21 protein-coding genes and 3 pseudogenes are annotated in these 22,056 nt (G+C 59.6%); 17 read left to right on the plus strand and 7 right to left on the minus strand.

What is annotated here, in order from left to right:
- Positions 1 to 64: 64 nt before the first annotated feature.
- Positions 65 to 706, plus strand: coding sequence for an HAD-IB family hydrolase (locus tag AB4N92_RS05565; protein ID WP_021491294.1), 642 nt, complete (start codon positions 65 to 67; stop codon positions 704 to 706).
- Between the two features lie 251 nt (positions 707 to 957).
- On the opposite strand, the gene AB4N92_RS05570 is transcribed toward AB4N92_RS05565, so the two are convergent.
- Positions 958 to 1,917 (minus strand): LysR family transcriptional regulator, encoded by a 960-nt coding sequence (locus AB4N92_RS05570; protein WP_236267625.1) that lies wholly within the window; start codon positions 1,915 to 1,917, stop codon positions 958 to 960.
- Between the two features lie 193 nt (positions 1,918 to 2,110).
- Here AB4N92_RS05570 and argH point away from each other — a divergent pair, with 193 nt between their 5' ends.
- From argH to AB4N92_RS05605, 7 genes are all read left to right on the plus strand, one after another.
- Positions 2,111 to 3,538 (plus strand): argininosuccinate lyase, encoded by a 1,428-nt coding sequence (argH, locus tag AB4N92_RS05575; RefSeq protein WP_044287740.1) that lies wholly within the window; start codon positions 2,111 to 2,113, stop codon positions 3,536 to 3,538.
- Between the two features lie 106 nt (positions 3,539 to 3,644).
- A complete protein-coding gene (locus AB4N92_RS05580; RefSeq protein WP_010208291.1) occupies positions 3,645 to 4,523 on the plus strand; it encodes an amino acid ABC transporter permease in 879 nt (292 codons plus the stop codon).
- A 24-nt stretch (positions 4,524 to 4,547) separates the two neighbouring features.
- Positions 4,548 to 5,312, plus strand: coding sequence for an amino acid ABC transporter ATP-binding protein (locus AB4N92_RS05585; RefSeq protein ID WP_010208290.1), 765 nt, complete (start codon positions 4,548 to 4,550; stop codon positions 5,310 to 5,312).
- A gap of 25 nt (positions 5,313 to 5,337) precedes the next feature.
- The gene (locus AB4N92_RS05590; protein WP_010208288.1) at positions 5,338 to 6,159 is read left to right on the plus strand and encodes an ABC transporter substrate-binding protein; all 822 of its coding nucleotides are present in this window, start codon (positions 5,338 to 5,340) and stop codon (positions 6,157 to 6,159) included.
- Between the two features lie 75 nt (positions 6,160 to 6,234).
- Positions 6,235 to 7,404: an MFS transporter gene (locus AB4N92_RS05595; protein WP_010208287.1), complete on the plus strand. Its 1,170-nt coding sequence runs from the start codon at positions 6,235 to 6,237 to the stop codon at positions 7,402 to 7,404.
- Positions 7,405 to 7,458: 54 nt separating this feature from the next.
- Entirely contained in the window at positions 7,459 to 8,406 is a 948-nt protein-coding gene (locus AB4N92_RS05600) for a hypothetical protein (RefSeq protein WP_154846699.1), read from the plus strand.
- A gap of 93 nt (positions 8,407 to 8,499) precedes the next feature.
- Positions 8,500 to 8,865 carry a helix-turn-helix domain-containing protein gene (locus AB4N92_RS05605; protein WP_021491290.1) on the plus strand — a complete coding sequence of 122 codons (366 nt, stop codon included), beginning with the start codon at positions 8,500 to 8,502 and terminating at the stop codon, positions 8,863 to 8,865.
- Between the two features lie 223 nt (positions 8,866 to 9,088).
- Here the strand turns inward: AB4N92_RS05605 and AB4N92_RS05610 are convergent.
- From AB4N92_RS05610 to AB4N92_RS05620, 3 genes and pseudogenes are all read right to left on the minus strand, one after another.
- Positions 9,089 to 10,560: pseudogene (locus tag AB4N92_RS05610) on the minus strand (amidase family protein).
- A 127-nt stretch (positions 10,561 to 10,687) separates the two neighbouring features.
- Positions 10,688 to 11,383 (minus strand): hypothetical protein, encoded by a 696-nt coding sequence (locus AB4N92_RS05615; RefSeq protein ID WP_236267621.1) that lies wholly within the window; start codon positions 11,381 to 11,383, stop codon positions 10,688 to 10,690.
- A gap of 174 nt (positions 11,384 to 11,557) precedes the next feature.
- Complete coding sequence (locus AB4N92_RS05620; RefSeq protein WP_236267620.1) at positions 11,558 to 12,607, minus strand: MBL fold metallo-hydrolase; 1,050 nt, start codon at positions 12,605 to 12,607, stop codon at positions 11,558 to 11,560.
- A gap of 123 nt (positions 12,608 to 12,730) precedes the next feature.
- Between AB4N92_RS05620 and AB4N92_RS05625 the strand changes: the two genes are divergently transcribed.
- From AB4N92_RS05625 to AB4N92_RS05645, 5 genes and pseudogenes are all read left to right on the plus strand, one after another.
- The gene (locus AB4N92_RS05625) at positions 12,731 to 13,357 is read left to right on the plus strand and encodes a TetR/AcrR family transcriptional regulator (RefSeq protein ID WP_044287744.1); all 627 of its coding nucleotides are present in this window, start codon (positions 12,731 to 12,733) and stop codon (positions 13,355 to 13,357) included.
- A 190-nt stretch (positions 13,358 to 13,547) separates the two neighbouring features.
- Positions 13,548 to 14,597 carry a diguanylate cyclase gene (locus tag AB4N92_RS05630; protein ID WP_236267619.1) on the plus strand — a complete coding sequence of 350 codons (1,050 nt, stop codon included), beginning with the start codon at positions 13,548 to 13,550 and terminating at the stop codon, positions 14,595 to 14,597.
- 360 nt (positions 14,598 to 14,957) lie between these two features.
- Positions 14,958 to 15,587: pseudogene (locus tag AB4N92_RS05635) on the plus strand (PAS domain-containing protein); the annotation flags it as partial.
- A gap of 165 nt (positions 15,588 to 15,752) precedes the next feature.
- Positions 15,753 to 16,187, plus strand: a pseudogene (locus AB4N92_RS05640) (methyl-accepting chemotaxis protein); the annotation flags it as partial.
- 74 nt (positions 16,188 to 16,261) lie between these two features.
- Positions 16,262 to 16,780 carry a DUF1003 domain-containing protein gene (locus tag AB4N92_RS05645; RefSeq protein ID WP_010208274.1) on the plus strand — a complete coding sequence of 173 codons (519 nt, stop codon included), beginning with the start codon at positions 16,262 to 16,264 and terminating at the stop codon, positions 16,778 to 16,780.
- Here the strand turns inward: AB4N92_RS05645 and AB4N92_RS05650 are convergent.
- Positions 16,777 to 17,655 carry a LysR family transcriptional regulator gene (locus AB4N92_RS05650; protein WP_010208272.1) on the minus strand — a complete coding sequence of 293 codons (879 nt, stop codon included), beginning with the start codon at positions 17,653 to 17,655 and terminating at the stop codon, positions 16,777 to 16,779. The two genes, AB4N92_RS05645 and AB4N92_RS05650, sit on opposite strands and share 4 nt — an antisense overlap.
- Positions 17,656 to 17,735: 80 nt before the next feature.
- Between AB4N92_RS05650 and AB4N92_RS05655 the strand changes: the two genes are divergently transcribed.
- Positions 17,736 to 18,437 (plus strand): CTP synthase C-terminal region-related (seleno)protein, encoded by a 702-nt coding sequence (locus AB4N92_RS05655; RefSeq protein ID WP_010208271.1) that lies wholly within the window; start codon positions 17,736 to 17,738, stop codon positions 18,435 to 18,437.
- Entirely contained in the window at positions 18,434 to 18,757 is a 324-nt protein-coding gene (locus tag AB4N92_RS05660; protein ID WP_010208269.1) for an antibiotic biosynthesis monooxygenase family protein, read from the plus strand. Before AB4N92_RS05655 ends, AB4N92_RS05660 begins: the two co-directional genes overlap by 4 nt.
- On the opposite strand, the gene AB4N92_RS05665 is transcribed toward AB4N92_RS05660, so the two are convergent.
- Positions 18,754 to 19,077, minus strand: coding sequence for a DUF2025 family protein (locus AB4N92_RS05665; protein ID WP_010208268.1), 324 nt, complete (start codon positions 19,075 to 19,077; stop codon positions 18,754 to 18,756). The genes AB4N92_RS05660 and AB4N92_RS05665 overlap by 4 nt on opposite strands.
- A gap of 232 nt (positions 19,078 to 19,309) precedes the next feature.
- On the opposite strand from AB4N92_RS05665, the gene AB4N92_RS05670 reads away from it, so the two are divergent.
- Both AB4N92_RS05670 and AB4N92_RS05675 read left to right on the plus strand, forming a co-directional pair.
- Entirely contained in the window at positions 19,310 to 20,437 is a 1,128-nt protein-coding gene (locus AB4N92_RS05670) for a glycerophosphodiester phosphodiesterase family protein (protein WP_010208267.1), read from the plus strand.
- Entirely contained in the window at positions 20,438 to 21,091 is a 654-nt protein-coding gene (locus AB4N92_RS05675) for a helix-turn-helix domain-containing protein (protein WP_010208266.1), read from the plus strand.
- Here AB4N92_RS05675 and AB4N92_RS05680 read toward each other — a convergent pair.
- Entirely contained in the window at positions 21,083 to 21,946 is an 864-nt protein-coding gene (locus tag AB4N92_RS05680) for a sterol desaturase family protein (RefSeq protein WP_236266836.1), read from the minus strand. The two genes, AB4N92_RS05675 and AB4N92_RS05680, sit on opposite strands and share 9 nt — an antisense overlap.
- Positions 21,947 to 22,056 lie beyond the last annotated feature (110 nt).

Here is a 22,056-nt window from a genome sequence, read left to right on the forward strand (position 1 = left end):
TGTCACACCTGATGCACGCTAAAAAAATACTAGATAGGACCGAGGCCAACCCGTGAACCCAGACATGCTCGAAGCCGGCCCCGTTGACGCCAAAGTACTCTCCGTCTTTGACTTCGACGGCACCCTGACCCACCACGACAGTTTCGTGCCCTTCCTCAAGTTTGCCTTTGGTACCGGTGAGTTTTATGGCCGGATGGTCAAGCTGGCGGTGCCGGGGCTGCGCTTTTTGGTGCGGCAGATCAGCCGGGATGAGTTGAAGGCGCAGTTGATTCGCACCTTTATGACCGGGGTGGAGAAGACGTGGGTGCAACAGAAGGCCGAGGAGTATTGCCAGCGCAATTGGGCGCGGCTGATGCGCCCGGCGGGGGTGTTGTCGGTGGAGCACGAGTTGGGCTCGGGAGCGGAGGTCACGCTGTGTTCGGCGTCGCCGGCGTTGGTGTTGCAGCCGTTTGCAAATCGGCTGGGGATCAAGTTGATCGGGACTGAGCTTGAGGTGGTCGACGGGGTGTTGACCGGCAAACTCACCGGGAATAACTGCCGGTGTGAGAATAAGGTGCTGCGCCTTGAAGCGGTGTATGGAGACCTGGGGGAGTATCGGCTCCGGGCCTGGGGCGATACGCGTGGGGATAGGGAGTTGTTGGCGGCGGCGCAGGATGCGCATTTTCGGCATTTTCATTCGAAGAAGAAGCGCAAGCAGTTGCGGTGATCGCGCACTGGCATGAGATGCCAGGGGTTGAATGCCAGATTGGTGATGAAGCCCAACCTGAAAAGGTTGGGCTTTTTTGTGCCTGGTAGAAAACACTGCGCGTTAGATAGCACATTGCCTAGGCGGAAAATGTATCGATACCAATAGCGAGTTCGGCAGGTGGACCGAGGTGATCCCTTCGCAGCCTCGCTGGGGCTCGACAGCTCCCACAGTTGAGCGTCGTGAGCTTGTTGAGCGGTGTTCGGCGGAGCTTATGTCGTGGCTTTGAGGTCCACGCCCAGCGCTGTAGCGAAGGCTTTTACCAGCGGGCTTCTTGGGGCGTTGTGGCGCAGGATCAGGTTGAAGGCGGTGCTCAGGTGAACATGCTCCGGGCACAGTGCGCGCAGGCGCCCTTCCCTTACCAACGATGCGGCGTAGTGCTGGGGCAGGAAGCCGATAAACCGGCCGGTCAGCACCAGGATGGCGACCGCTTCAACCTGGGAGGCTGAGGCGGATTGGCTGTCGTAGTTGACGAAGTTGGCCTTGTCGCGGTGGATCGCGTACCGATGGTTAACCACTTCGTATTGGCGCAAGACTTCCGGCGTGATGTCGCTCGCAGTGAACAGCGGATGTCCTACGGCGCAGTAGGCGTGGGCCTTTTCTTCGTACAGCCGGAAGTAGTCGAATTCCTCACGGCGTTGGTACACAGGGACGATGCCGACGATCAGCCTTCCTTCCACCACACCGCGCTCAACTTCGTCCAATTGTGAGGCATGTAAGCGCAATCTAATCTTGGGCGACTCGCTGTGTAATTTTCCCAACGCGGTAATCAGCGGCGAATTAACGTCCGATACAGTGTTATCAATTACGCCGACACTAAGGTCACCAATAAGCTCGTTTTGCGCCGAACTAAGCTTGTCGCGAAAACTGTCCACCGAGGTAAATAACTCGATGGACGCCTGATACACCAACTTGCCTTCTTCGGTGAGGCCAAAGCCTTCCCTGCCGCGCGTACACAGGCGCATGCCGATGCGGATTTCAAGGTCGGAGATCTGTTTGCTGATGGCCGCCAAGCCCACATTCAGCTCGTTTTGCGCGGCGCTGAAGCCGCCGGCTTCGACAACCGCCATGAATACCCGGAGCAATTTGAAGTCCAGCCCGCTCAGTTGCAGGGGCGGTCTTGTGCCGGGTTTGGGCGGTATGTTTCCAGAAGTGGAAAGTGGGGTTTCCATAATACGCGTTGACCTCAAGTGCCATATTCAACAGGCTTTGACCCAGTCCTTGAACATAGCCAGGCGGCGATAATGAACATAAACATCCGCCCTTGGCAAACATGAATACGGCGCGTCAGACGCCGATTCAGTCTAGTTGAAACCTTATTTTTACTGCCTCCGACTCTTCTAAAAACAAGCGTGAGGAACATCCATGTCCCAGCCCACCGACCGCCTTTGGGGCGCTCGTTTCAAGACCGGTCCGTCTGCTGCATTGGCCGCGTTGTCGCGTTGCCCTGAGCGCTATTTCCGTCTGACGCCTTACGACCTGGCCGGCTCCCGTGCCCATGCCCGTGAGTTGCAGCGCGCCGGTTTGCTGGATGAGTCGGAAACCCTGCGCACCCTTGAAGCGCTGGACAGTATTGGCATGGACTTCGCCGCCGGCACGCTGCATCCGACCCTGGATGACGAAGACGTGCACACCTTTATCGAACGCGTATTGACCGAGCGCCTGGGCGCCTTGGGTGGCAAATTGCGCGCCGGGCGTTCGCGCAATGACCAAACGGCCAATGACCTGCGTCTTTTCCTGCGCGACCACGCGCGCACCATCACCACTGAGGTGCTGGGTCTGCAGCAGGCGTTAGTGGACCAGGCTGAACAGCATATCGAGAGCGTCTGCCCCGGCTTTACCCATTTGCAGCAGGCACAACCGATTGTGTTTGCTCATCACTTGCTGGCCCACGCGCAATCGATGTTGCGGGATGTGCAGCGGTTGGTGGATTGGGATGCGCGAACGGCGTTGTCGCCCCTCGGTGCGGCGGCCATGGCCGGTTCGGCGATTGCGCGCCAGCCGGAGCATTCGGCCAAGGAGATGGGCTACACCGGGCCCTGTGAAAACTCGATCGACGCGGTCGCCAGCCGTGACCATGTGGCGGAGTTTCTATTTGTGGCGGGCATGCTCGGGGTGAATATTTCGCGCCTGTCTGAGGAATTTTGCCTGTGGTCGTCGCGGCAGTTTCGCTGGGTAGTGCTGGACGATGCCTACGCCACCGGTAGCTCGATCATGCCGCAGAAGAAGAACCCGGACATTGCCGAATTGGCGCGGGGCAAGGCAGGGCGCTTGATTGGCAACCTGACCGGTTTGATGTCGACGCTCAAGTCGTTGCCGCTGTCGTACAACCGCGATTTAAGTGAAGACAAGCACAGCGTGTTGGACAGTGTGGATACCTTGCTGCTGGTGCTGCCGGCGATGGCCGGGATGGTCGCAACCATGAAGGTGCAGGTTGAAGAGCTGCGGCGCCAGGCGCCGATGGGCTTCACCTTGGCGACGGAGGTGGCGGATTGGTTGGCCACGCGCGGTGTGCCGTTCAAGGAGGCGCATGAGATTACCGGCGCACTGGTTCAGGCCTGTGAGAAGCATGAGATTGAATTGTGGGAAGCCTCGCCGGCGATGTTGGCGGAGGTGGACGCGCGGTTGCTGCCTGAAGTGCGGGACTGCTTGAGCCTGGAAGCGGCGATTGCGGCGCGCAGTGGGTGGGGCGGGACGGCGCCGGAGCGGGTTCGCGAGCAGATTGGGCGGTTGAAGATTGCATTGGCGGCTCAGCAGCAGTGGGCTGAGAGCTATCAGGGCTTTCGGATTTAAGCCTGTCAGAGGTGTGGTGCTGGGGCTGACGCTTTCGCGAGCAAGCCCGCTCCCACATTTGGACCGAGTACATCAGTAGTAGCGTCATCAGTTTTGGAGAAGCACCATGAACCAAACCCCGGCAGAGCGCTTGGAAGCCGAGCGCAAGTTGTCCGAGAACCAGTTCGATATCACGCAGTACGAGCACGTGCCGCGTCGCTACTACGGGCGGATGTTTTTTGCCACGTTGATCGTGATTGTGTTGGCCGCGCTGTTGCGTGCATTTGCCAATGGTCAGATCGAATGGTCCTACATCGGTCAGTTCCTCACGTCTGAAGCCATCCTCTGGGGCCTGGTGAACACCATCATCATGTCGGTGTTGGCCATGGCGCTGGGCGTGGTGATCGGCGTGATCACGGCGATCATGCGTATGTCGGCCAACCCGATCCTGCGGTATGTGGCCATCACCTACACCTGGCTGTTCCGCGGCACGCCGCTGATCCTGCAACTGCTGCTGTGGTTCAACCTGGCACTGATCTTCCCGGTGATCGCAATTCCGGGCCTGTTCAGTATCGACACTGTCGATCTGATGACGCCCTTCGTGGCTGCCCTGCTCGGCCTGAGTATCAACCAGGGCGCCTACACCGCCGAAGTGGTGCGCGCCGGTTTGCTCTCGGTCGACACCGGCCAGTACGAAGCCGCCAAATCCATCGGCATGCCGAGCCTGCAAGCCCTACGTAGGGTAATTCTGCCCCAGGCGATGCGCGTGATCATTCCGCCTGTAGGCAATGAGTTTATCAGTATGGTGAAAATGACCAGCCTGGCCAGCGTGATCCAGTACTCGGAGCTGCTGCATAACGCGCAAAACATCTACTACGCCAACGCACGGGTCATGGAGCTGCTGATTGTGGCCGGCATCTGGTACCTGGCGGTGGTGACTGTTCTTTCATTTGGTCAAAGCCGCCTTGAGCGTCGTTTTGCCCGCGGCGCCGGCAAGCGTTCGTAAGTCTGGGTTGAGGAGATCTGCCCCATGAGAAGCATCGTCAAGGCCGTCAACCTGAACAAGTATTACGACCAGTATCACGCGCTGCGCGACATCAACATCGAGGTCGAACAAGGCGAAGTGATGTGCATCATCGGCCCGTCGGGTTCCGGTAAAAGCACGCTGCTGCGTTGCGTCAACCAACTGGAAAAAATCGACAAGGGCGGCCTGTGGGTCGACGGCGAACTGGTGGGTTACCGGGTCGTCGGCAACAAACTGCATGAGATGAATGAATCGCAGATTGCCCGCCAGCGCCTGGCCACCGGCATGGTGTTCCAACGCTTCAATTTGTTCCCTCATATGACCGTGTTGCAGAACATCATCGAAGGCCCGTGCCAGGTGCTCAAGCGCTCGCCCAAGGAGGCCATCGAAGATGCGCTGGAGTTGCTGGCCCGCGTCGGCCTGGCAGACAAGCGCAATGCCTACCCTGTGGAGTTATCCGGCGGCCAGCAACAGCGTGTGGCGATTGCCCGCGCATTGGCCATGCGCCCCAAGTTGATGTTGTTTGACGAACCCACGTCAGCCCTCGACCCGGAGCTGGTAGGAGAGGTGCTGTCGGTGATGCGCGATCTGGCCACCACCGGCATGACCATGATCGTGGTCACCCACGAGTTGGGCTTCGCCCGCGAAGTGTCCAACCGCATGGTGTTCATGGATGCCGGTCAGATTGTGGAAGCCGGCAGCCCCGAAGAAATTCTAATAAGCCCACAAAACCCGCGTACCCAAAGCTTTATTTCTGCCGTTCGCACTTAACTAAAAAACAAACGAGAACGCCCCCATGAAAAAATTGTTTATCCCAACCTTGCTCGCAGGCTTGCTGGCCTCCTCCGCTGTTTTCGCGGCTTTGCCGGCGGCAATCAAGGACAAGGGTGAGATCAGCGCGGCCATCGTGCCGAACTATCCGCCGATGGATTTCAAGGACCCGGCCACCAACACACTCACCGGTTTTGACTTCGATCTGGGCAACGCCCTCGCCGAGCGCCTGGGCGTAAAGATCAAGTGGCAGGAAACCGGCTTCGAGCAAATGCTCAGCGGCCTGACCACCAAGCGCGTGGACATCGTGCTGTCGGGCATGACCGATACCGCCGAGCGGCAGAAATCCGTAACCTTTATCGACTACTTCAGCAGCGGCCCGCAGCTGTACACGATGGCCAAGCGTGAAGACCTCAAGGAATTGACTGACCTGTGCGGGAAAAAAGTCGGCACCAGCCGTCGCACCACTTGGCCGTCGGAAATTGCCGCGTGGAGCAAGGAAAACTGCGAAGCGGCGGGTAAGCCAGCGATAGTGGTAATCGGCACCGAAGGCTCGGCGGATGCGCGCGCGCAGTTGCAGCAGAACCGCTTGGATGCGGCGATGCAGGGCAGCGAGACGATTCCTTATTTGATGTCGCTGGACAAGGGCAAGTACAAGCCGGTGGGCTTGGCGATTTCCAAGCAGTTCACCGGGCTTGGGATCGAGAAGAGCAACACGCAATTGGTCACCGCGATCAGTGAAGCGTTGCAGGGCATGATCGATGACGGCACTTACGGCAAGATCCTGAAAAAGTGGGATCTGGAGCAGGGCGCGGTCGATAAGATCAGCATCAACGCCGGCCAATAACCCTCCTTCTGTAGGAGCGAGCACGCTCGTTCCTACAGAAAACCAAGCCACCCAGACAAGGACATGTGCCCCACCGTGGCCACCTACTCCCTGGTAATCCGCCGCCTGATGATTTGCTCGCTGACCATCGTCATCAGCCGGGCAATGACCAGTCCCTTGATGACTTTGTTGCTCAGCCGGCGCCTGGGCCTCAACCAGCAGGACATCGGCTTGCTGATGGGCATCGCGGTGTTTACCGCCACCCTGATGGGCCTGTACGGCGGCTACGTCATCGACCGCATGGAAAAGCGCAAGCTGCTGATCCTGGCGATGCTCTCCAGCTCCATCGGTTTTCTGTTGCTGACCTTTGCCACCAACCTTTACCTCACCACCTTGACACTCGTCATCACCGAGTCGGCATCGGCGCTGTTCCTGATCGGTTCCAAGGCGATCATCAGCGAGAACCTGCCGGTGGAGCAGCGCGCCAAGGTGTTTTCCCTGCGCTACACCCTGACCAATATCGGCTACGCCACAGGCCCCATGGTGGGCGTGGTCATTGCCGGGCAGATGCCCCTGCTGCCATTCATGCTGTCCAGCGCCATCGCGTTTATCAGCGTGTTCCTGATGATAGGCATCCCGCCAACCCAGCGTGAGGAAAGCAGCAAGCCCTTGAGTTTTCTCACCACGCTGAAAACCCTGCGCAACGATCGCAGCCTGGTGCTGTTCACCGGCGGCAGCCTGCTAAGCACCATCGTGCATGGCCGTTACACCTTGTACCTGTCGCAATTTCTGCTGGTGATTCACAACCCGGATGATGCACTGAAAATTCTTTCCGCCGTGCTGGCGTGCAACGCAATCACGGTGATGGTGCTGCAATACCAGATCGGCCGCTTCCTTAAGCGTGAGCAATTGCGTTACTGGATCCTGCTGGGCACTGCGCTGTTCATCGGCGGCCTGATCGGCTTCAGCCAGGCCGACAGCCTGCTGTCGTGGTGTGTGGCCATGTTCGTGTTCACGTTGGGCGAGATGATTATCTTCCCGTCCGAATTCCTGTTTATCGACACCCTTGCCCCCGAGTCGCTGCGTGGCAGTTACTACGGCGCGCAGAACCTGGCGGCCTTTGGCGGGGCGCTGAGCCCGGTGATTTGTGGCTATTTGTTGATCAACTCACCGCCGACCACGATGTTTTATGCACTGGCCGGGTTGACGGCGGCGGGCGGTGCGCTGTGCTTCTTGAGCGGGCGGCGGGTTGCAGGTTCTTGCTGATATTTACGCAGGATCCCGCTATTAATAGCCAAACCTCTCACGGACCCGAGCCCCATGAAATTCGACACGGCCTACTGCCTGAGTCTCGATGATAAGCTGTCGATCTACGACGTACGAGACCTGAATTTCGACGAAACAGCCGATTTCGACTCAGACAAGGACAGCTTTCTCTGCCCCAATGACGACTGTCGTGCGGCGTTTGATCCCGGCAACGCGCTGAGCACCTTCAACGCCAAAAACGTCAATTACCTGCGCACGCCGCATTTCAAGAACAAGACCAGCACCCGGCATATCGACGGTTGTCGTTACGCCAGCACGCACAAGACTGCGGTAGATGACAGTGACGACGAGCGTGAGGACCATTTCCCATCGGAGTTTGTACTCACCCGTCGTCAGTACGAACGCCAGACACCGCTTGCGAGTACAGAGGGAAGCATCCCACACGATCCAGTGAAAGCGCCCTCAAACCGAAGCTCTGTATCCCACCGCACCAATGACAGCACCCCAGACAAAACCAGCGTGTTCGCCCACCCGGTCGAATGTTTCGTGTCCAACATCGACGACAAAGACAAGCTCAAGTCCATGCCGTTGAAAATCGGTGACCACACCGCGACCTACTGGACGTTTTTCAAGAAAATCGAATACCTGCAAGACAACAAAGGCCTGATCTACTGGGGCAAGATCAGGGCGATCAAGGACTACACCAGCAGCTTTCGCATCGACTTCGAAAAGAAAGTGTGGCTCGACAAGAAGCCCTACTCGGTCAACGTCTACCTGAGTAAAAAACTCATTGAGAACTACCGCAAACGCAAGGTGTTCCTGGAGCAGATCAAGGCGGCAGTGGACAGTGAGCGCGCGTTGTACTGCTTTTTCTACGGGGTGACGCCGGAGCTGAAACAGGTGCCGAGCAAGAAGAATCCCGAGCAGACCTTCGGGGTATTCAGTGCCAATATCGAGAACCTGGACCATCTGATCATTCGGGAGGCGCCAGGGGTGGAATAGTGGGTCAGCAAAAATCCAGTTGATGAGCGGTCAAAACAACTGTACAAAAACACAGTATAGTTTGCCCTCCCCCGTCGAACCTGGAGAAACCCCATGTCCTCTCTGGCAATGAGCTCTTTCGTAGAACAGCAGATCGTCCTGCATCAATTCACCGCCAAACACAGTGTGCAAGCCCGCGCGATGCTGGGCTGGAGCCGGGAAGACCTGGCTCGCCAGGCCGGTGTGGCCGTTGAGGCGGTTCAACAGTTTGAAAGCCAGCATGACGTGGGGGATGAAACCCGCCTGGCCTTGGCGTTTCGGTTGGAAGCTGAAGGGCTGGTGTTTTTCCCGGGGTTTGCACCGGGGTGGGGGATGAGTGTGCGCCGGTTTGACTGTGCAGAACCAGAGCCTGTAGCGCAGGGCATCCTCTCCCGTCTGATAGGCACAACGTCGGCATCTCTTGAACCTAAAGGTGCGTAGAGCTTCATGCCTGCAGTTGTCGCGCCCAGCGCATCATGTGCGGCGGTTGGCCAAAGGCACGCAGGAATGCACGGCGCATCCGTTCCAGCTCGCCGAAGCCGGTTTCGCGGGCGATGGTGTCGATGAAGTGGTCGCCAAGATCGAGCAGCAGGGACGCCTACGAAACAGCAAGGCTCCCTGGCACCCAACCTGTCGCATCGCTCCCCAGCGGCACGCTACGGTGTCAAAGTTGCGGCTTAACCGCTACCTGAGCTGCTTGCTCATACCCATGGGCCACTGCCAGCAAGGTAGGCTCGGCCCATTGGGTACCAAAAAGTAAGCACTGGTGGGTAGACCATCCTCATCTACACCAGACGGTACGGCGATTCCCGGATAGCCGGCTGCCGCGACGCCGAAGTAACTGTTGGTGTCGAAATCCGACACCATCGCGTCCAGGTTTTCTGCCTTGATCGGGTCATCGATCGAGCTTCTGAAATCCTGGATGAGCGCCTCCCACAGTGGCTTGCGTGCTGCTGGCGTCAGCGTTGAGGCGCTGATTTCCCTGAGCACCGGTTGATGATCCGTCTCACTGCCATCGCGTTCGTCGTTGAACCGGATCAGTTCGGTCAGCGACTTGACCGGCAATCCCGAGCGCTTGCCCAGGTAGGTATTCAGTGAGTCCTTCACATCCGAAAGCAATAGTTCGTCGTACCGTGAGGCATCGGCCAGGCGCAGGTTGACCGGCACCAACACCGCGCCTTGCTCGCGAAGCACTTCCAATGTCCGATTGAACGTCGTGCTGTTCTCCACTGGCAGGGTTTCACCCTCTTTGGAGAACGTGGCGGGATAGCCGATACGCTTGCCTTTCAACGCGCCTGGAACCAGTAACTGGGTGTAATCGATACCTTGGGGTGCTCCCACGCTTGCTGGATCCGCAGGATCACTGCCTGACATGGCATTGAGCATCAGTGCAGCATCAAACACAGAACGCGTCATCGGGCCCGGTGTGTCCTGGTACTGGCTCGCGGGAATAATTCCATTGCGATCCAGCAGGCCGACAGTGGGCTTGAGCCCGACAATACCGTTGCGCGCTGCCGGCACAATGATCGAACCGTTGGTTTCTGCCCCCACCGCCATGGGCGCCAACCCTGCTGCAACGGCGGCGGCAGAGCCGGAGCTGGACCCTCCAACGTCGGCATCCCTTTGATGAGGGTTGCGGGTCTGCCCGCCCCGACTGCTCCAACCATCGGGGCCCCCACGGAACCCAGCCATTTCAGTCATGTTGGTTTTGCCGAGGATCACCGCGCCCTGCTGGATCAGGTAGTCCACCAACGGGGCGTTCTTGCTGGCTGATGCACCGACCAGCCCAAACGCACCCGCACTGGTTTGCATGCCTTCGGTTTCGATCGTGTCCTTGAGCAAGATGGGAATGCCATGCAGCGGCCCGCGCACGTTGCCATTGGCCCGCTCACGGTCCAACTCACGTGCGGTTTCAAGCGCCTTGGGGTTGAGTTCGATGATGGCGCTCAGTTGCGGATCCAGCCTGCGAATCCGCTCCTGCAGGTGAGTGACCAGATCGACCGAAGTGAGCCCGCCCGGCAGGGCCATTTGCCTGCTGAGCTCGTTGACACCGAGGTATTCAGTACCCGCGGGCACAGGTGTTGAAGCCGTGGGTGAGGCGTCTCCAGCGAACGACTCTACGACCTGCCAAACCATGGCGCCCATGCCATATGCGATTCCTAACATACGACCTCCTGAGAAGTAAGAAATGAAGAAGGACCAACGTTGATCCGTAGGCCAGTCTAAAAACTTCACCCCTCCTTGGCAGCGCGGCGAGGGTGATTCACCGTGTGGGATAGTTCAGCGCTGCGGGTGGCTCATCCTGCCGATCCATCAGACGGCACACGTTTTGATACCCCTGTACCAGCGCCGGCAGCCAATCTTTCGCCCAACGTGCGCCGTAGAACCACAGCGTCGCGCCATCCTCGAGCGGCGCGCCAACCCCCGGGTAGCCACTCCAGCACGCGCTGTGGAAGGCGCTGCTACGGCTGTCGGATACCAGGGCATCCAGTCGGAATGCACGCACCAGCTCATCGATTTCGTTGCGGGTGTGAAGGGTGTGATTGGCCCGGTGTGCAGGCACTGGTACCAGCTCGGTACCGGCCTGGCGCAGGATGTCCAAGGCTTTCAGGAAGGAGGGAGGGTGTTCGATCCGCCCCTCTTCGTGGTCATCCATAAACCGCTCGGCAAACCCCACGCGCCTGCCGCCCAGCGCGTGAGTAGCCGTGAAGGCCGTGTTGTTTTCCACCAAGGGGACTTCAACCATCACCGGCCCAGAGGGATCGACGCCACTTAAGGCAATCAACGACAGCGCCGGGTCGCGCAAGGGTTTCAGGGGAAGACTCGGAGCGTCATAACCTGGAATGGGGACGATTCGTCCAGGGTTGTCACGAGCCTGGGGCTCGACACCGAAAGCGATACTTCGCGGGTTCCCTTGCTCGTTGAGCGAAGTCGCCAGGCCAGACGCTTCAGCGAGCACAGAAGACGGTTGACTCGGTGGGCACGGTATACCCGCCTGCCAATATTTCCGACACTTACTCTCCATAAATACCGTCCCCCGAGAATTGATTTTCCGGGGATCATCGCACCCTTGGCTGGCGTCTGTCGCAGCTCTGAAACAGCTTGAAAACTCCTTTTTCCGGCGGCTGTTCCGTCAGCCGGCTAGCTGTTCCTGCGCACCTTGGGTTTCAACCTCCAGCCACCACGCACACCCTCGCTCAGGCTGGTTCAAGCTGAACGCCTGCCCCATCTGCGGTGTGGTGATAAACACGTTGCGCTCCCAGGCCAGGGCCATGATGCGGTCGAACGGTTCGTGCCAGGCATGGAACGCCAGGTCGAAGGTGCCGTTATGAATCGGCAGCAACCAGCGGCCTTTGAGATCGATATGCGCTTGCAGGGTTTGTTCAGGTTGCATGTGCACGTGGGGCCAATCGACGTTGTAAGCACCTGTTTCCATCAGCGTCAGGTCAAACGGACCGTACTGTTCGCCGATGCGTTTAAAGCCGTCGAAGTAACCGGTATCGCCGCTGAAAAAAATCCGTCGCGCACCATCGATCATCACCCAGGAACACCACAAGGTCCGGTTGGCATCCAACAGGCCCCGCCCGGAAAAATGCTGCGCAGGCGTGGCAACAAACCGAATGCCCTCCACCTCAGTGCCCTGCCACCAATCCAGCTGGCGCACTTTGCTGGCGTCCACGCCCCATTTCACCAGAATGTCCCCGACGCCCAGCGGCGCGAGAAAATAGCGGGTCTTATCGGCCAATTGGACGACAGCCTTGCGGTCAAGATGGTCGTAGTGGTTGTGGGAAAGAATCACTGCCTCTAGCGGCGGCAGCTCCTCAAGACTGATGGGCGGCGGGTGGAAACGCTTGGGGCCGGCCCAACTGAACGGCGACGCACGCTCGGCGAACACCGGGTCGGTCACCCAGAATTTGCCGCGCATTTTCAGCAAGACCGTGGAATGCCCGAGACGGAACACGCTGTGATCCGGCGCCGCCAACAGCTGCTCGTGCGTCAGCGGCTGCACCGGGACCTGCCCCACCGGCCGCGTGCTGCGCGGCTTGTTGAACAACATATTCCAGAAAATACGCAGGGTTTTGCCGAAGCCACCCTGCTGTACGGGCGCCTCGTTGCTGAAGTGCCCCTGGTCTTGCTTGGGCGCTGCCGGCGAAGAATCGACACGGGACGAAATCGTGGCCATTTACAGGTGACTCCTACAGACCGATCTTTAATTACACTGCACAGTGTAGTTTTAAGATTGCAACAAAATACACAGCAAGTAAACTACTGAGTGTAACTTTCCTTGACGAACCGAGCGCCCTCCATGACTGCCCCTCAACGCCTCACCGACCGTAAACGCGAAGCCATCGTGGCCGCGGCCATCGCTGAATTTCGCGAAAACGGTTTCGAGGTCACCAGCATGGACAAGATTGCCGCCACCGCCGGCGTTTCCAAACGCACGGTGTACAACCACTTCCCCAGCAAGGAGGAGTTGTTTGCCGAAATTCTCCATCAACTCTGGGCAAGCAGCGTTGCGCAGCTCGACGTCAGCTACGCCAGCGACCGCCCACTGCGCGAACAACTGCGCGGTTTGCTGGAAGCGAAGATGAAGATGATGGCGGACGCCAATTTCCTCGACCTTGCCAGGGTCGCTATCGCCGCCACTATCCATTCGCCGGAGCGTGCGCAGGACATGGTCACCCGTCTGAGCAAGCGCGAAGAGGGTTTTACCCAATGGGTCCGCGCCGCCCAGGAAGATGGCCGGCTCAATTGCAACGACCCGGCATTTGCCGCGCACCAGATTCAGAGCCTGCTCAAGGCGTTCGCCTTCTGGCCGCAAATTACGCTCGGCCAACCGGTTCTGGACGCCGCCACTCAGGCCAATGTTATCGAGTCCGCCATCGACCTGTTCCTGGCCGGCTACGAAGTCACCCCTTCCCGTCAGCCATAAAACCTGTGGTGTGAACGACATTCCTGATCTTTTTGGCATATTCACGCGCTGTCCTGAACAAATGGCTTGGAAGGACACTGATTATTCCCACGCGAATAACTGACAATATTCACAGCTATTATCCGATCAACGGTTCGACCCGCTGACGCGCCTTGCCGCACCTGCTAATAAAGAACAGCCCCAGGAATTTATGGAAAACAGACGAGGCAAAGGGCTTTCATTTGCCAGACGTATCTACAAGCCAAGGATTATCGGCTTGGGCATCGGCTGCATCAGTGTCACAGGCGCGCTTTATCCGCTCGCAATGCCGGGCTGGGTCTGGGCATTTCTGCTGTTCAACGGTTTCGCCTGGGCGCATGTGGCCTACCAACTCTCAGCGCGCTCGCAATTTCCCTACCAGGCCGAGCAACGCAACCTGTTGTACGACTCATTGTTCGGCGGGTTCTGGGCCGCGGCCACGCAATTCACACCACTGACAACCGTCACCATCCTTTCCATGATGACCATGAACAACGTGGCGGCGGGCGGCAAGCGGCTATTCCTGCGTGGGCTGCTGGCGCAAGTGGCCGGTATCGGGGTCGCAGGTGCGCTTTTCGGCATTAAATTCAACCCCAACGTCAGCCTCACCCAGGTCTACACCTGCCTGCCGATGCTAACGCTCTACCCCATGGCCATCGGCATGGTTTGCTATGAGTTGGCGATTAAGTTGTCGGAACACAAACGCGCGCTCAGTGCCCTAAGCCGTACCGACAGCCTCACCGGCCTGCTCAATCACGGCTCTTGGAAAGACCTGCTGCACCTCAAATTCCACAAATGTCAGCAACAGCAAAGCCACGCCACCATCGCCCTGATCGATATCGACCACTTCAAGCAGATCAATGACACCCACGGCCATATCGTCGGTGACGCGGTCCTGCGGCAACTGAGCCTGGAGCTGCGGCGCAACCTGAGGGAAAACGACCTTGCAGGGCGGTATGGCGGCGATGAATTCTGTGTGATTCTTCCGCAAATGCCCATGGAACAGGCCGCCCAGGTCATGGAGCGCATGCGCGAGACCTTCAGCAATTACCGCAACCCACAGATCCCTGAATTGCGCGTGAGCCTGAGCATCGGCCTGGCCGATTTCCAACCCGTCTTTACCGACGCCGCCATGTGGCTGAATGCGGCGGACCGAGCGCTGTATGCCGCAAAAGACACCGGGCGTAACCGGGTCAACATGAGCGACGAGAGGGTCGCTTAGTCGCCGGAACCGGTCCTACCACACCTCATCTGAGTTTCCTTCCTGCGCGCTGGATCAAAGCAAAAGGCCACCACTTGTCGGCTACCCAAAAAAGGTCCTGCCATTGCGGCGAACTTCTTGTCAGGCTGATCACTCTGAACCCGTTGTCCCACCCCTCTGTCGGCACAAGGAAGCCGACAATGAGCAAGTCAACCGTACGGCGCATGCCTTACGGGGGCAGGCGCACACCCATGGAAACTCCCAGCAGCCTGCTTGTCCGAGCACCCGAACATGCTATTCAACGCCCACAAGAAAACCATAGATTCCCTGCAACACACCCTTGCCCAACACGCCAGTCTGTTGGACGCCATCGAGCGCTCCATGGCGGTGATCGAATTCGACCTGCACGGCAACGTGCTGCGGGCCAATGCCAACTTCCTCCAGGCCATGGGTTACCGCGCCGAGCAGATCGAGGGCCAGTCCCATCGAATGTTCTGCACTCCCGCGTTCGCCCGCAGCGCCGAGTACAACCAGTTGTGGTCGAACCTGCGCAATGGCCAGTACCAGTCCGGCACCTTTGAACGGGTGGCCGGCGATGGCCAGTCGGTGTGGCTGGAAGCCAGCTACAACCCGGTGCGCGATGACGCGGGCCATGTCATCAAAGTGGTGAAGTACGCCATGGATGTCACCCCACGCCTGCAGGCAGAAAGTGAAGCCAATGCCAAACTGGCCGCCATCAGCCGGGCCATGGCGGTGATCGAGTTCAACCTCGACGGCACCATCATCACGGCCAATGCAAACTTCCTGCAGCGCATGGGTTACACCCTCGCGCAGGTCCAGGGCCAGCACCACCGCCTGTTCTGCACCAAAGCGTTGGCCAACAGCCCGGCCTACGAGGATTTCTGGCGGCGCCTGAACCAGGGCGAAATGTTCAGCGGCCAGTTCGAACGGGTGGATAAAAACGGCCAGGCCGTGTGGCTCGAAGCCAACTACAACCCGGTGTACGACGCTGGCGGGCGCCTGTGCAAAGTGGTGAAGTTCGCCTCGGACGTGACCGCCATGGTGCAGCAACATACCGCCGACGCCGCCAGTGCCGCCCAGGCGTATCACATCTCCCTGAACACCCGGGACATCGCCGAAAAAGGTGCCGAAGTGATCCAGCAAACCGCCAGCGGCATGCGCGATATTGCAGCGGATATCGACGGTTCCTCACAACTGATCGCCAAGCTGGGCGAGCGCTCGCAACAGATCACCGCCATCGTCAACACCATTCGCGGCATCGCTGACCAGACCAACCTGCTGGCCCTCAACGCCGCCATCGAGGCGGCGCGTGCAGGCGAGCAAGGTCGCGGGTTTGCGGTGGTGGCTGATGAAGTGCGGCAATTGGCTGCACGCACCAGCGGCTCCACGGCGGAAATCTCCAGCATGATCGCGATGATCCAGGACGAAACCCGCCAAGCCATCCACAGCATGGACGGCACCCGCGACCGCGCCGCGCAAGGGGTCGACCTGGCCAACCGCGCCGGCACGGTGATCCTGCAAATCCGCGAAGGCACCAGCGACGCGGTGCAGGCGGTAAGTGCATTCGCCAATGAGCGCGGTGGCAACTGAGCCGATCTTCATACGGGGGGTGAGCGCTCGGTCTATAGTGCTTGCTTGTTTTCAAGCAAACGTCCGAGCCCGCCATGACCCCAGAAAAGACCGAAACCGCTTCCGTCGACCACCTGCGCTTCCACCGTCGCCACGCCCACTTGGCGCCGACCTTCGGCAATGACACTTTTGCCCTCAAGGCTGAAGCTTTCGCCCGGTTCTTCGGCACGCCTACCTTCCTCGGCGCACAAACCGCAATCGTGGTGGTGTGGGTGGTGCTGAACACGACCGGCATCACGCACTTCGATGTGTACCCGTTCATCCTGCTCAACCTGGCCTTCAGCCTGCAAGCGGCCTATGCCGCGCCGCTGATCCTGCTGGCCCAGACGCGCCAGGCCGCTCGCGACAAGGCGCAGTCAGAGGCCGACGCCCAACACCGCGAAGCCCTGGCCAGCGCTAACACTGAGCGCCAGGCCCAGGCGGCTCAGACCAGCAAACAGTTACTGGAGCTGCTGGAGCAAAATACTCGCCTCACGGAGATGACCAAGCAACTGACAGAACGAATCGAAAGCCTGACGAGCGAAATGCATGAGCACTTTGTGCGAAAAACCTAAGGCAACCGCACGTGTCGGCCCAACTCATCAAACAGCGTGACCACTGAGCGCAGCGCCCGACAATCGGGACGCGTGAGCAACCACAGCGCTGTGTCATGCCCCGCCAATGCAGGGCCCAACGGCTGCAGGCCTTCACCCATTAAAAAGTCGGGCAACGCCGCCACCCCCAAACCCGCACGCACCAACTCGGTGACCGATAACATGCTGTTGCAGCGATAGCTGGGGCGCACGCCAGGCAAGTGCTCGCGGCGCCAGACGACCGTGGGGTGGTCGGGCAGGAAGTCATCCGGGGCGATCCAAGGCAGGTCAGCCAATTCATGACCCATGTGCTGTTGGGCGAACTCCGGACGGGCACACACCTGATAAGCCACATTGCCCAGGCGCCGCCCCACCAGATGCTCCGGCGGCGTGCGGGTCAGGCGCAGGGCGATATCGGCGTCGCGGCGGCTGAGGTTGGCAAAATCATTCGACGTGCTCAACTCCAAGGTCAGCGCCGGGTACTCTGGCATGAACTGCGCCAGGGCCGGCAACAGCAAGCCTTGCAGCACCGAGTCGGTGCAGGTCAGGCGCACCGTGCCGCTGATCACCTCACCGCCTTGCTCCACACCGATGCGCGCGGCCTCCAGCGCTTGTTCGGCGCGTTCTGCCTGCTGCGCCAGGTTGCTCGCCAGACTGGTGGGCAGGTAGCCGGCGCGGCTTTTTTCAAACAACGTCTGGCCCAGCGCCGCCTCCAGGCGCCGCACCGCGCGGAACACCGTGGACACGTCCACGCGCAACAGCGCCGCCGCCCGTGCGAGCGTGCCGCCGCGCACCAGGGCGAGGATCAACGATAAGTCTGGGTAGTCGATTGAATAGTGCGTCGCTGCATTGAGCATGTGTTGATACGCCAATATTGATTGCGTGAGCGCCAATCTATAGTGCGCCCCAGGACACCACAAGCCCTAGGACGTACACGATGAAAAGCACGCCTTTGCACCTCGCCCTGATCGGCGACTACAACCCCGATGTCATCGCTCACCAAGCCATCCCCGTGGCGCTGCAACAGGCCGCCGAGACGCTGGGCCTGAGCATTCACGTACAGTGGCTCGACACCGATAACCTGCCCCCGTCACTGCACGGCTTCGACGGTTTCTGGTGCGTCCCCGCCAGCCCTTACCGTGACACCGAGGGCGCAATGCGCGCGATCCAGTTTGCCCGCGAGCAACGCCGACCGTTCCTGGGCACTTGCGGCGGTTTTCAACATGCGGTGCTTGAATACGCGCGCAACGTTCTGGGTTGGAAGGATGCCGAGCATGGCGAGCTCGCCCCGCAGTCCACCCGCGCTGTGATCGCGCCACTGAGCTGCGCGCTGGTGGAAGCCACCGACACCGTGCGCCTGGCGCCCTACACCCGGATCGCCGAGGCCTACGGCACCCTTGATGTGCAGGAAGGTTATCGCTGTCGTTATGGCGTGAACCCCGCGTTTCTCGATGCCTTGCTCAACGGCGACCTGATCCCCAGCGGCCATGACTCGGCGGGCGATCTACGGGCGGTGGAATTGCTCGACCACCCGTTCTTCGTCGCCACCCTGTTCCAGCCCGAGCGCGTCGCGCTGAAAGGCATCACCCCGCCCTTGGCGATTGCCCTGCTCAAGGCTTGCCAGGCGGAGTCCGCATGATCGCCCCCACACCCAACCCGCCCTACTACGCGGTGATATTCAGCTCACAGCGCACCGAAGGCGATCAAGGCTACGGCCAGGCGGCCAGCCGCATGCTGGAACTGGCACGCGAACAACCGGGGTTTCTCGGCGTGGAGTCCGCACGGGAGGACGCTCTGGGCATCACCGTGTCGTACTGGGAGAGTGAAGCGGCCATCCTGGCCTGGAAGCAGCAGGCCGAGCACCGGGCGGTGCGCGAACAAGGGCGCGCCGCCTGGTACTCAGCCTTCCAGACGCGGGTATGCAAAGTCGAACGGGACTACCGTTTCAAGGCGGGCTAGCTCACAAGACTGCGCAACGCACTGATCTGCGGAATCTCCACCCGACGCATATACACCCGCAACGGCTCAGTGATGTTGATGCGGTCGTCGATGTTTTGGTCCAGCAGCAACTGGATACGTTCGCGGGACAGGGTCATGGTCTGCTCCGGGGCCGGCAGCCAGACGAATTCGGCGGTGGGAATGATGCCGTCATCGGCCACGTCCATGCCGAAGGCGTCTTCGCTGAATCGCACGATGTAATGGCCTGTCTTGCGGTTGAGGCCAACAAAACCGTGGAGTTGGTCGGCGGCCTGGCAGATAAGCTCGGAGGTGATGCGCATGGTAAACCTCACTGAAAAGTCCCACAGGGACTGGAAAGATGGTTTACACGCGTGGCGAAAAGCGCCGCCCTCTAACGGGGCAGCTTCGGCCAAGAATACGGCAATGCCCGAGAAAAAAACCGAGAAAATTGAGGGCTGCACACGTTAATGTCGGTTTGGTGATAGCGCCTTTCGCAATCAATTGTTAAAAAGGAGGCCTTCTCAAAGCTACCTCTACGAAAGGACTTCGCCTATGCCTGTCACGTCTACCAAGAGCGCCCTGCTGCTCGCCCTGATGCTCGGCCTTGGCCAGGCACATGCGCAAGCCCCTATCAGCCCGGCCGAATTGGCGACCAACGAAGGCATCCCCTACCCTGCCGTGATCGCCCACCGTGGCGCTTCCTTCGATGCACCGGAATCCACCGCTGCCGCCTACAAGATCGCCCGCGACCTGGGTGCCGACTACCTGGAAATGGACCTGCAGCGCAGCAAGGACGGCGTACTGTTCGCCCTGCACGACAATAATCTGCAGCGCACCACCGACGTGGCCACCAAGTTCCCTGATCGCAAGGACGCCCCGGCCAACGAGTTCACCTGGAAAGAACTGCAAACCCTCGACGCCGGCAGCTGGTTCAACGCCGCCTACCCGGACCGCGCGCGCCCAGGTTTCGTCGGCCTGAAAATCCAGAGCCTGGACGACATCATCAAGATCGCTGAAGGCAACCCTCAGCACAAACCCGGCCTGTACATCGAAACCAAAGAGCCCAAGCAATTCCCCGGCATCGAAGCCGACCTGAAGAACAAGCTGCTCGACAAAGGCTGGCTGAGCTCCGCCGGTTCCAAGCTGGGCAAGAGCAACGTTGGCGTCGGCCAGGGCAAGGGTCGCGTGGTGCTGCAAACCTTCGAAGTGGCCAGCCTGAAAGAGCTGCAGAAAGAAATGCCGAACACCCCGAAAATCCTGCTGCTGTGGGTGGGTGAAGGCAGTATCGAACCGAAGAACAAGCAGACGTTCGCTGAATCCGGCGAAACCACCAAGGCCGCCTATTACGCCAAGCAAGAGCCGAAAGACGCTGCCGAGTTCGAAAAGTGGGTCGACGAAGCCAAGAGCCTCGGCGCCATCGGCACCGGCCCATCGGCTGAGCTGACCAATCACGGCGACCAGAGCTATTCGGACCTGGTCAAACCGGAAATGAACAAGCTGACCCACGACAAAGGCCTGCTGGTACACGTCTACACCGTGGACGAGCCGGTGGACTTCGAAAAAGTGATGAAGGCTGGCGTCGATGGCATCTTCACCAACCGCGCCGCCGAACTGCTGAAGTTCTACAAGCGCTGGCCGTCGTCCAGCGTGCAGGATCTGCTGAACGACTATAAGTACTGAGTGAAGGCCGAATGGTCAGGCCGCCTGTGGTTGGGCCGTGACTACGGCCTGATCCGCGGCGAGCTGGGGCGCACCGCGCCCCATGCGCACTACGCCCACCAATTGATGTTCTCCACAGGCTCACCGATCACGGTCAGCCTCGACGGCCAGGTCACCACGGCCCACCGCCTGTTTATCCCATCGCGACAGACTCACGCCATTCTTGAGACTCAAGGTGAGGTCTCGGTGCTGTACGCCGAACCTGCCGTGTTTGATATTGCCCCTTTGCTGCACCAGGACCTCTCCCTGGAGGCAATGCGTCGACTGCCTCGGCGCAGCCTGGATGATCCACGTCTGGAGCGCGCCCTCGCCGCACTGGATCAACACCTCGCCGGCAAAGTCTCGGCCCAGGCCCTGGCCCAGGCCGCGCACCTGTCATTGAGTCAACTGGAACGACTGTTCGCCCACCAACTCGGTTTGCCTGTGCGTCGCCTGGTGCTGTGGCGACGATTGCGCATCGCCCTGCACCTGGCGCTTGCCGGTGGCACGCTGACCGAAGCGGCTCACGGTGCGGGGTTTGCCGACTCAGCGCATTTTTCGCGGACCATGAAGCAGTTGTTTGGCGTCACGGCGGCGGCGTCGTTGCGCCAGCTGAAGGTTGAGTTGTTAACCTAGACCATCCGGCAGTGACGGCTCTTTGCTCAAGCCAACCGTCTTGAAAGGATCACGCAACTGCGCCCCATAGCCCACCGGGAAATCCGGCCGACTGCCAATCCCAAGATCCCCGGGCCCGATGCGGTAGCCCGAGCGGTAATACGCCGTGCCCAACAGCCAATCCCACAGGTTGAAAAACAAGCCGAAATTCACATCCCCGGCACGGCCGTATTTCATGTGGTGAAACCGATGCACCGGCGCCCAGGCGAACACCCAGCGCAATGGCCCTAGGCGCATGTCCACATTGGAATGCTGCAACAGCAGTTGAAGAGCAATGGCCAGCGCCAGCAATTGCGCCACGTCCAGCGGGATACCTAACAGGATCAAGGGCAGCAAGCCTGCAGTGGCTTCGAGCATCTGGTGCAACGGGTGCTTCATCAAACCGTTGAAACCGTAGAGCCGCTGCACACTGTGATGCACCGCATGCAGGCGCCACAGCAGTGCGATGCGATGGCTGGCGTAATGCATCAAAGTAATGCCGGCATCAGCCAGCACAATAGCCATCAGCAGCTGTTCCCACAGCGGCCAGCCACGCGGCCAAATGCCTTCAAACGCCAACAACGCCGTGAGCCCAGGCAGGATCAACAAGCCCACGGCATTCAGGCTTTCGTTGACCAAGGCGTGCACGGTGTCGCGCCGACGATCACCGAGACTGCGATTCCACTGTGGTTCATAGGGCAACCACTGCTCCGCCAGGAATGACAATGCAACCGCTGTCACGAACAGCAAAATCAGCGCGTGCGGTTGCCAGAGTCCGCAAGCGATAAAGCCAAACAGAAATGCAGGCGCGTAGATCCAACTCACTAACCGTTTCATGCAGAGTCTCCCTTCAAGTGAGCCTCCAGCATGAAATCCCCCGCGCCTGGCGGATTGAACAAACTGCGCAACTGTTTGAATTAATTAAGGGTGAGTTAAGTTGCGCTGGT

The organism is Pseudomonas sp. S3_A09 (assembly GCF_054668065.1).

Bases quoted from the DNA above. Each gene is read 5' to 3' on its own strand.
- argH (WP_044287740.1), top strand. From the start codon at position 2,111: ATGTCCCAGCCCACCGACCGCCTTTGGGGCGCTCGTTTCAAGACCGGT.
- AB4N92_RS05600 (WP_154846699.1), top strand. From the start codon at position 7,459: ATGAAATTCGACACGGCCTACTGCCTGAGTCTCGATGATAAGCTGTCG.
- AB4N92_RS05645 (WP_010208274.1), top strand. From the start codon at position 16,262: ATGACCCCAGAAAAGACCGAAACCGCTTCCGTCGACCACCTGCGCTTC.
- AB4N92_RS05630 (WP_236267619.1), top strand. From the start codon at position 13,548: ATGGAAAACAGACGAGGCAAAGGGCTTTCATTTGCCAGACGTATCTAC.
- AB4N92_RS05670 (WP_010208267.1), top strand. From the start codon at position 19,310: ATGCCTGTCACGTCTACCAAGAGCGCCCTGCTGCTCGCCCTGATGCTC.
- AB4N92_RS05565 (WP_021491294.1), top strand. From the start codon at position 65: ATGCTCGAAGCCGGCCCCGTTGACGCCAAAGTACTCTCCGTCTTTGAC.
- AB4N92_RS05570 (WP_236267625.1), bottom strand. From the start codon at position 1,917: ATGGAAACCCCACTTTCCACTTCTGGAAACATACCGCCCAAACCCGGC.
- AB4N92_RS05620 (WP_236267620.1), bottom strand. From the start codon at position 12,607: ATGGCCACGATTTCGTCCCGTGTCGATTCTTCGCCGGCAGCGCCCAAG.
- AB4N92_RS05660 (WP_010208269.1), top strand. From the start codon at position 18,434: ATGATCGCCCCCACACCCAACCCGCCCTACTACGCGGTGATATTCAGC.
- AB4N92_RS05580 (WP_010208291.1), top strand. From the start codon at position 3,645: ATGAACCAAACCCCGGCAGAGCGCTTGGAAGCCGAGCGCAAGTTGTCC.
- AB4N92_RS05625 (WP_044287744.1), top strand. From the start codon at position 12,731: ATGACTGCCCCTCAACGCCTCACCGACCGTAAACGCGAAGCCATCGTG.
- AB4N92_RS05585 (WP_010208290.1), top strand. From the start codon at position 4,548: ATGAGAAGCATCGTCAAGGCCGTCAACCTGAACAAGTATTACGACCAG.
- AB4N92_RS05680 (WP_236266836.1), bottom strand. From the start codon at position 21,946: ATGAAACGGTTAGTGAGTTGGATCTACGCGCCTGCATTTCTGTTTGGC.
- AB4N92_RS05605 (WP_021491290.1), top strand. From the start codon at position 8,500: ATGTCCTCTCTGGCAATGAGCTCTTTCGTAGAACAGCAGATCGTCCTG.
- AB4N92_RS05655 (WP_010208271.1), top strand. From the start codon at position 17,736: ATGAAAAGCACGCCTTTGCACCTCGCCCTGATCGGCGACTACAACCCC.
- AB4N92_RS05665 (WP_010208268.1), bottom strand. From the start codon at position 19,077: ATGCGCATCACCTCCGAGCTTATCTGCCAGGCCGCCGACCAACTCCAC.
- AB4N92_RS05650 (WP_010208272.1), bottom strand. From the start codon at position 17,655: ATGCTCAATGCAGCGACGCACTATTCAATCGACTACCCAGACTTATCG.
- AB4N92_RS05590 (WP_010208288.1), top strand. From the start codon at position 5,338: ATGAAAAAATTGTTTATCCCAACCTTGCTCGCAGGCTTGCTGGCCTCC.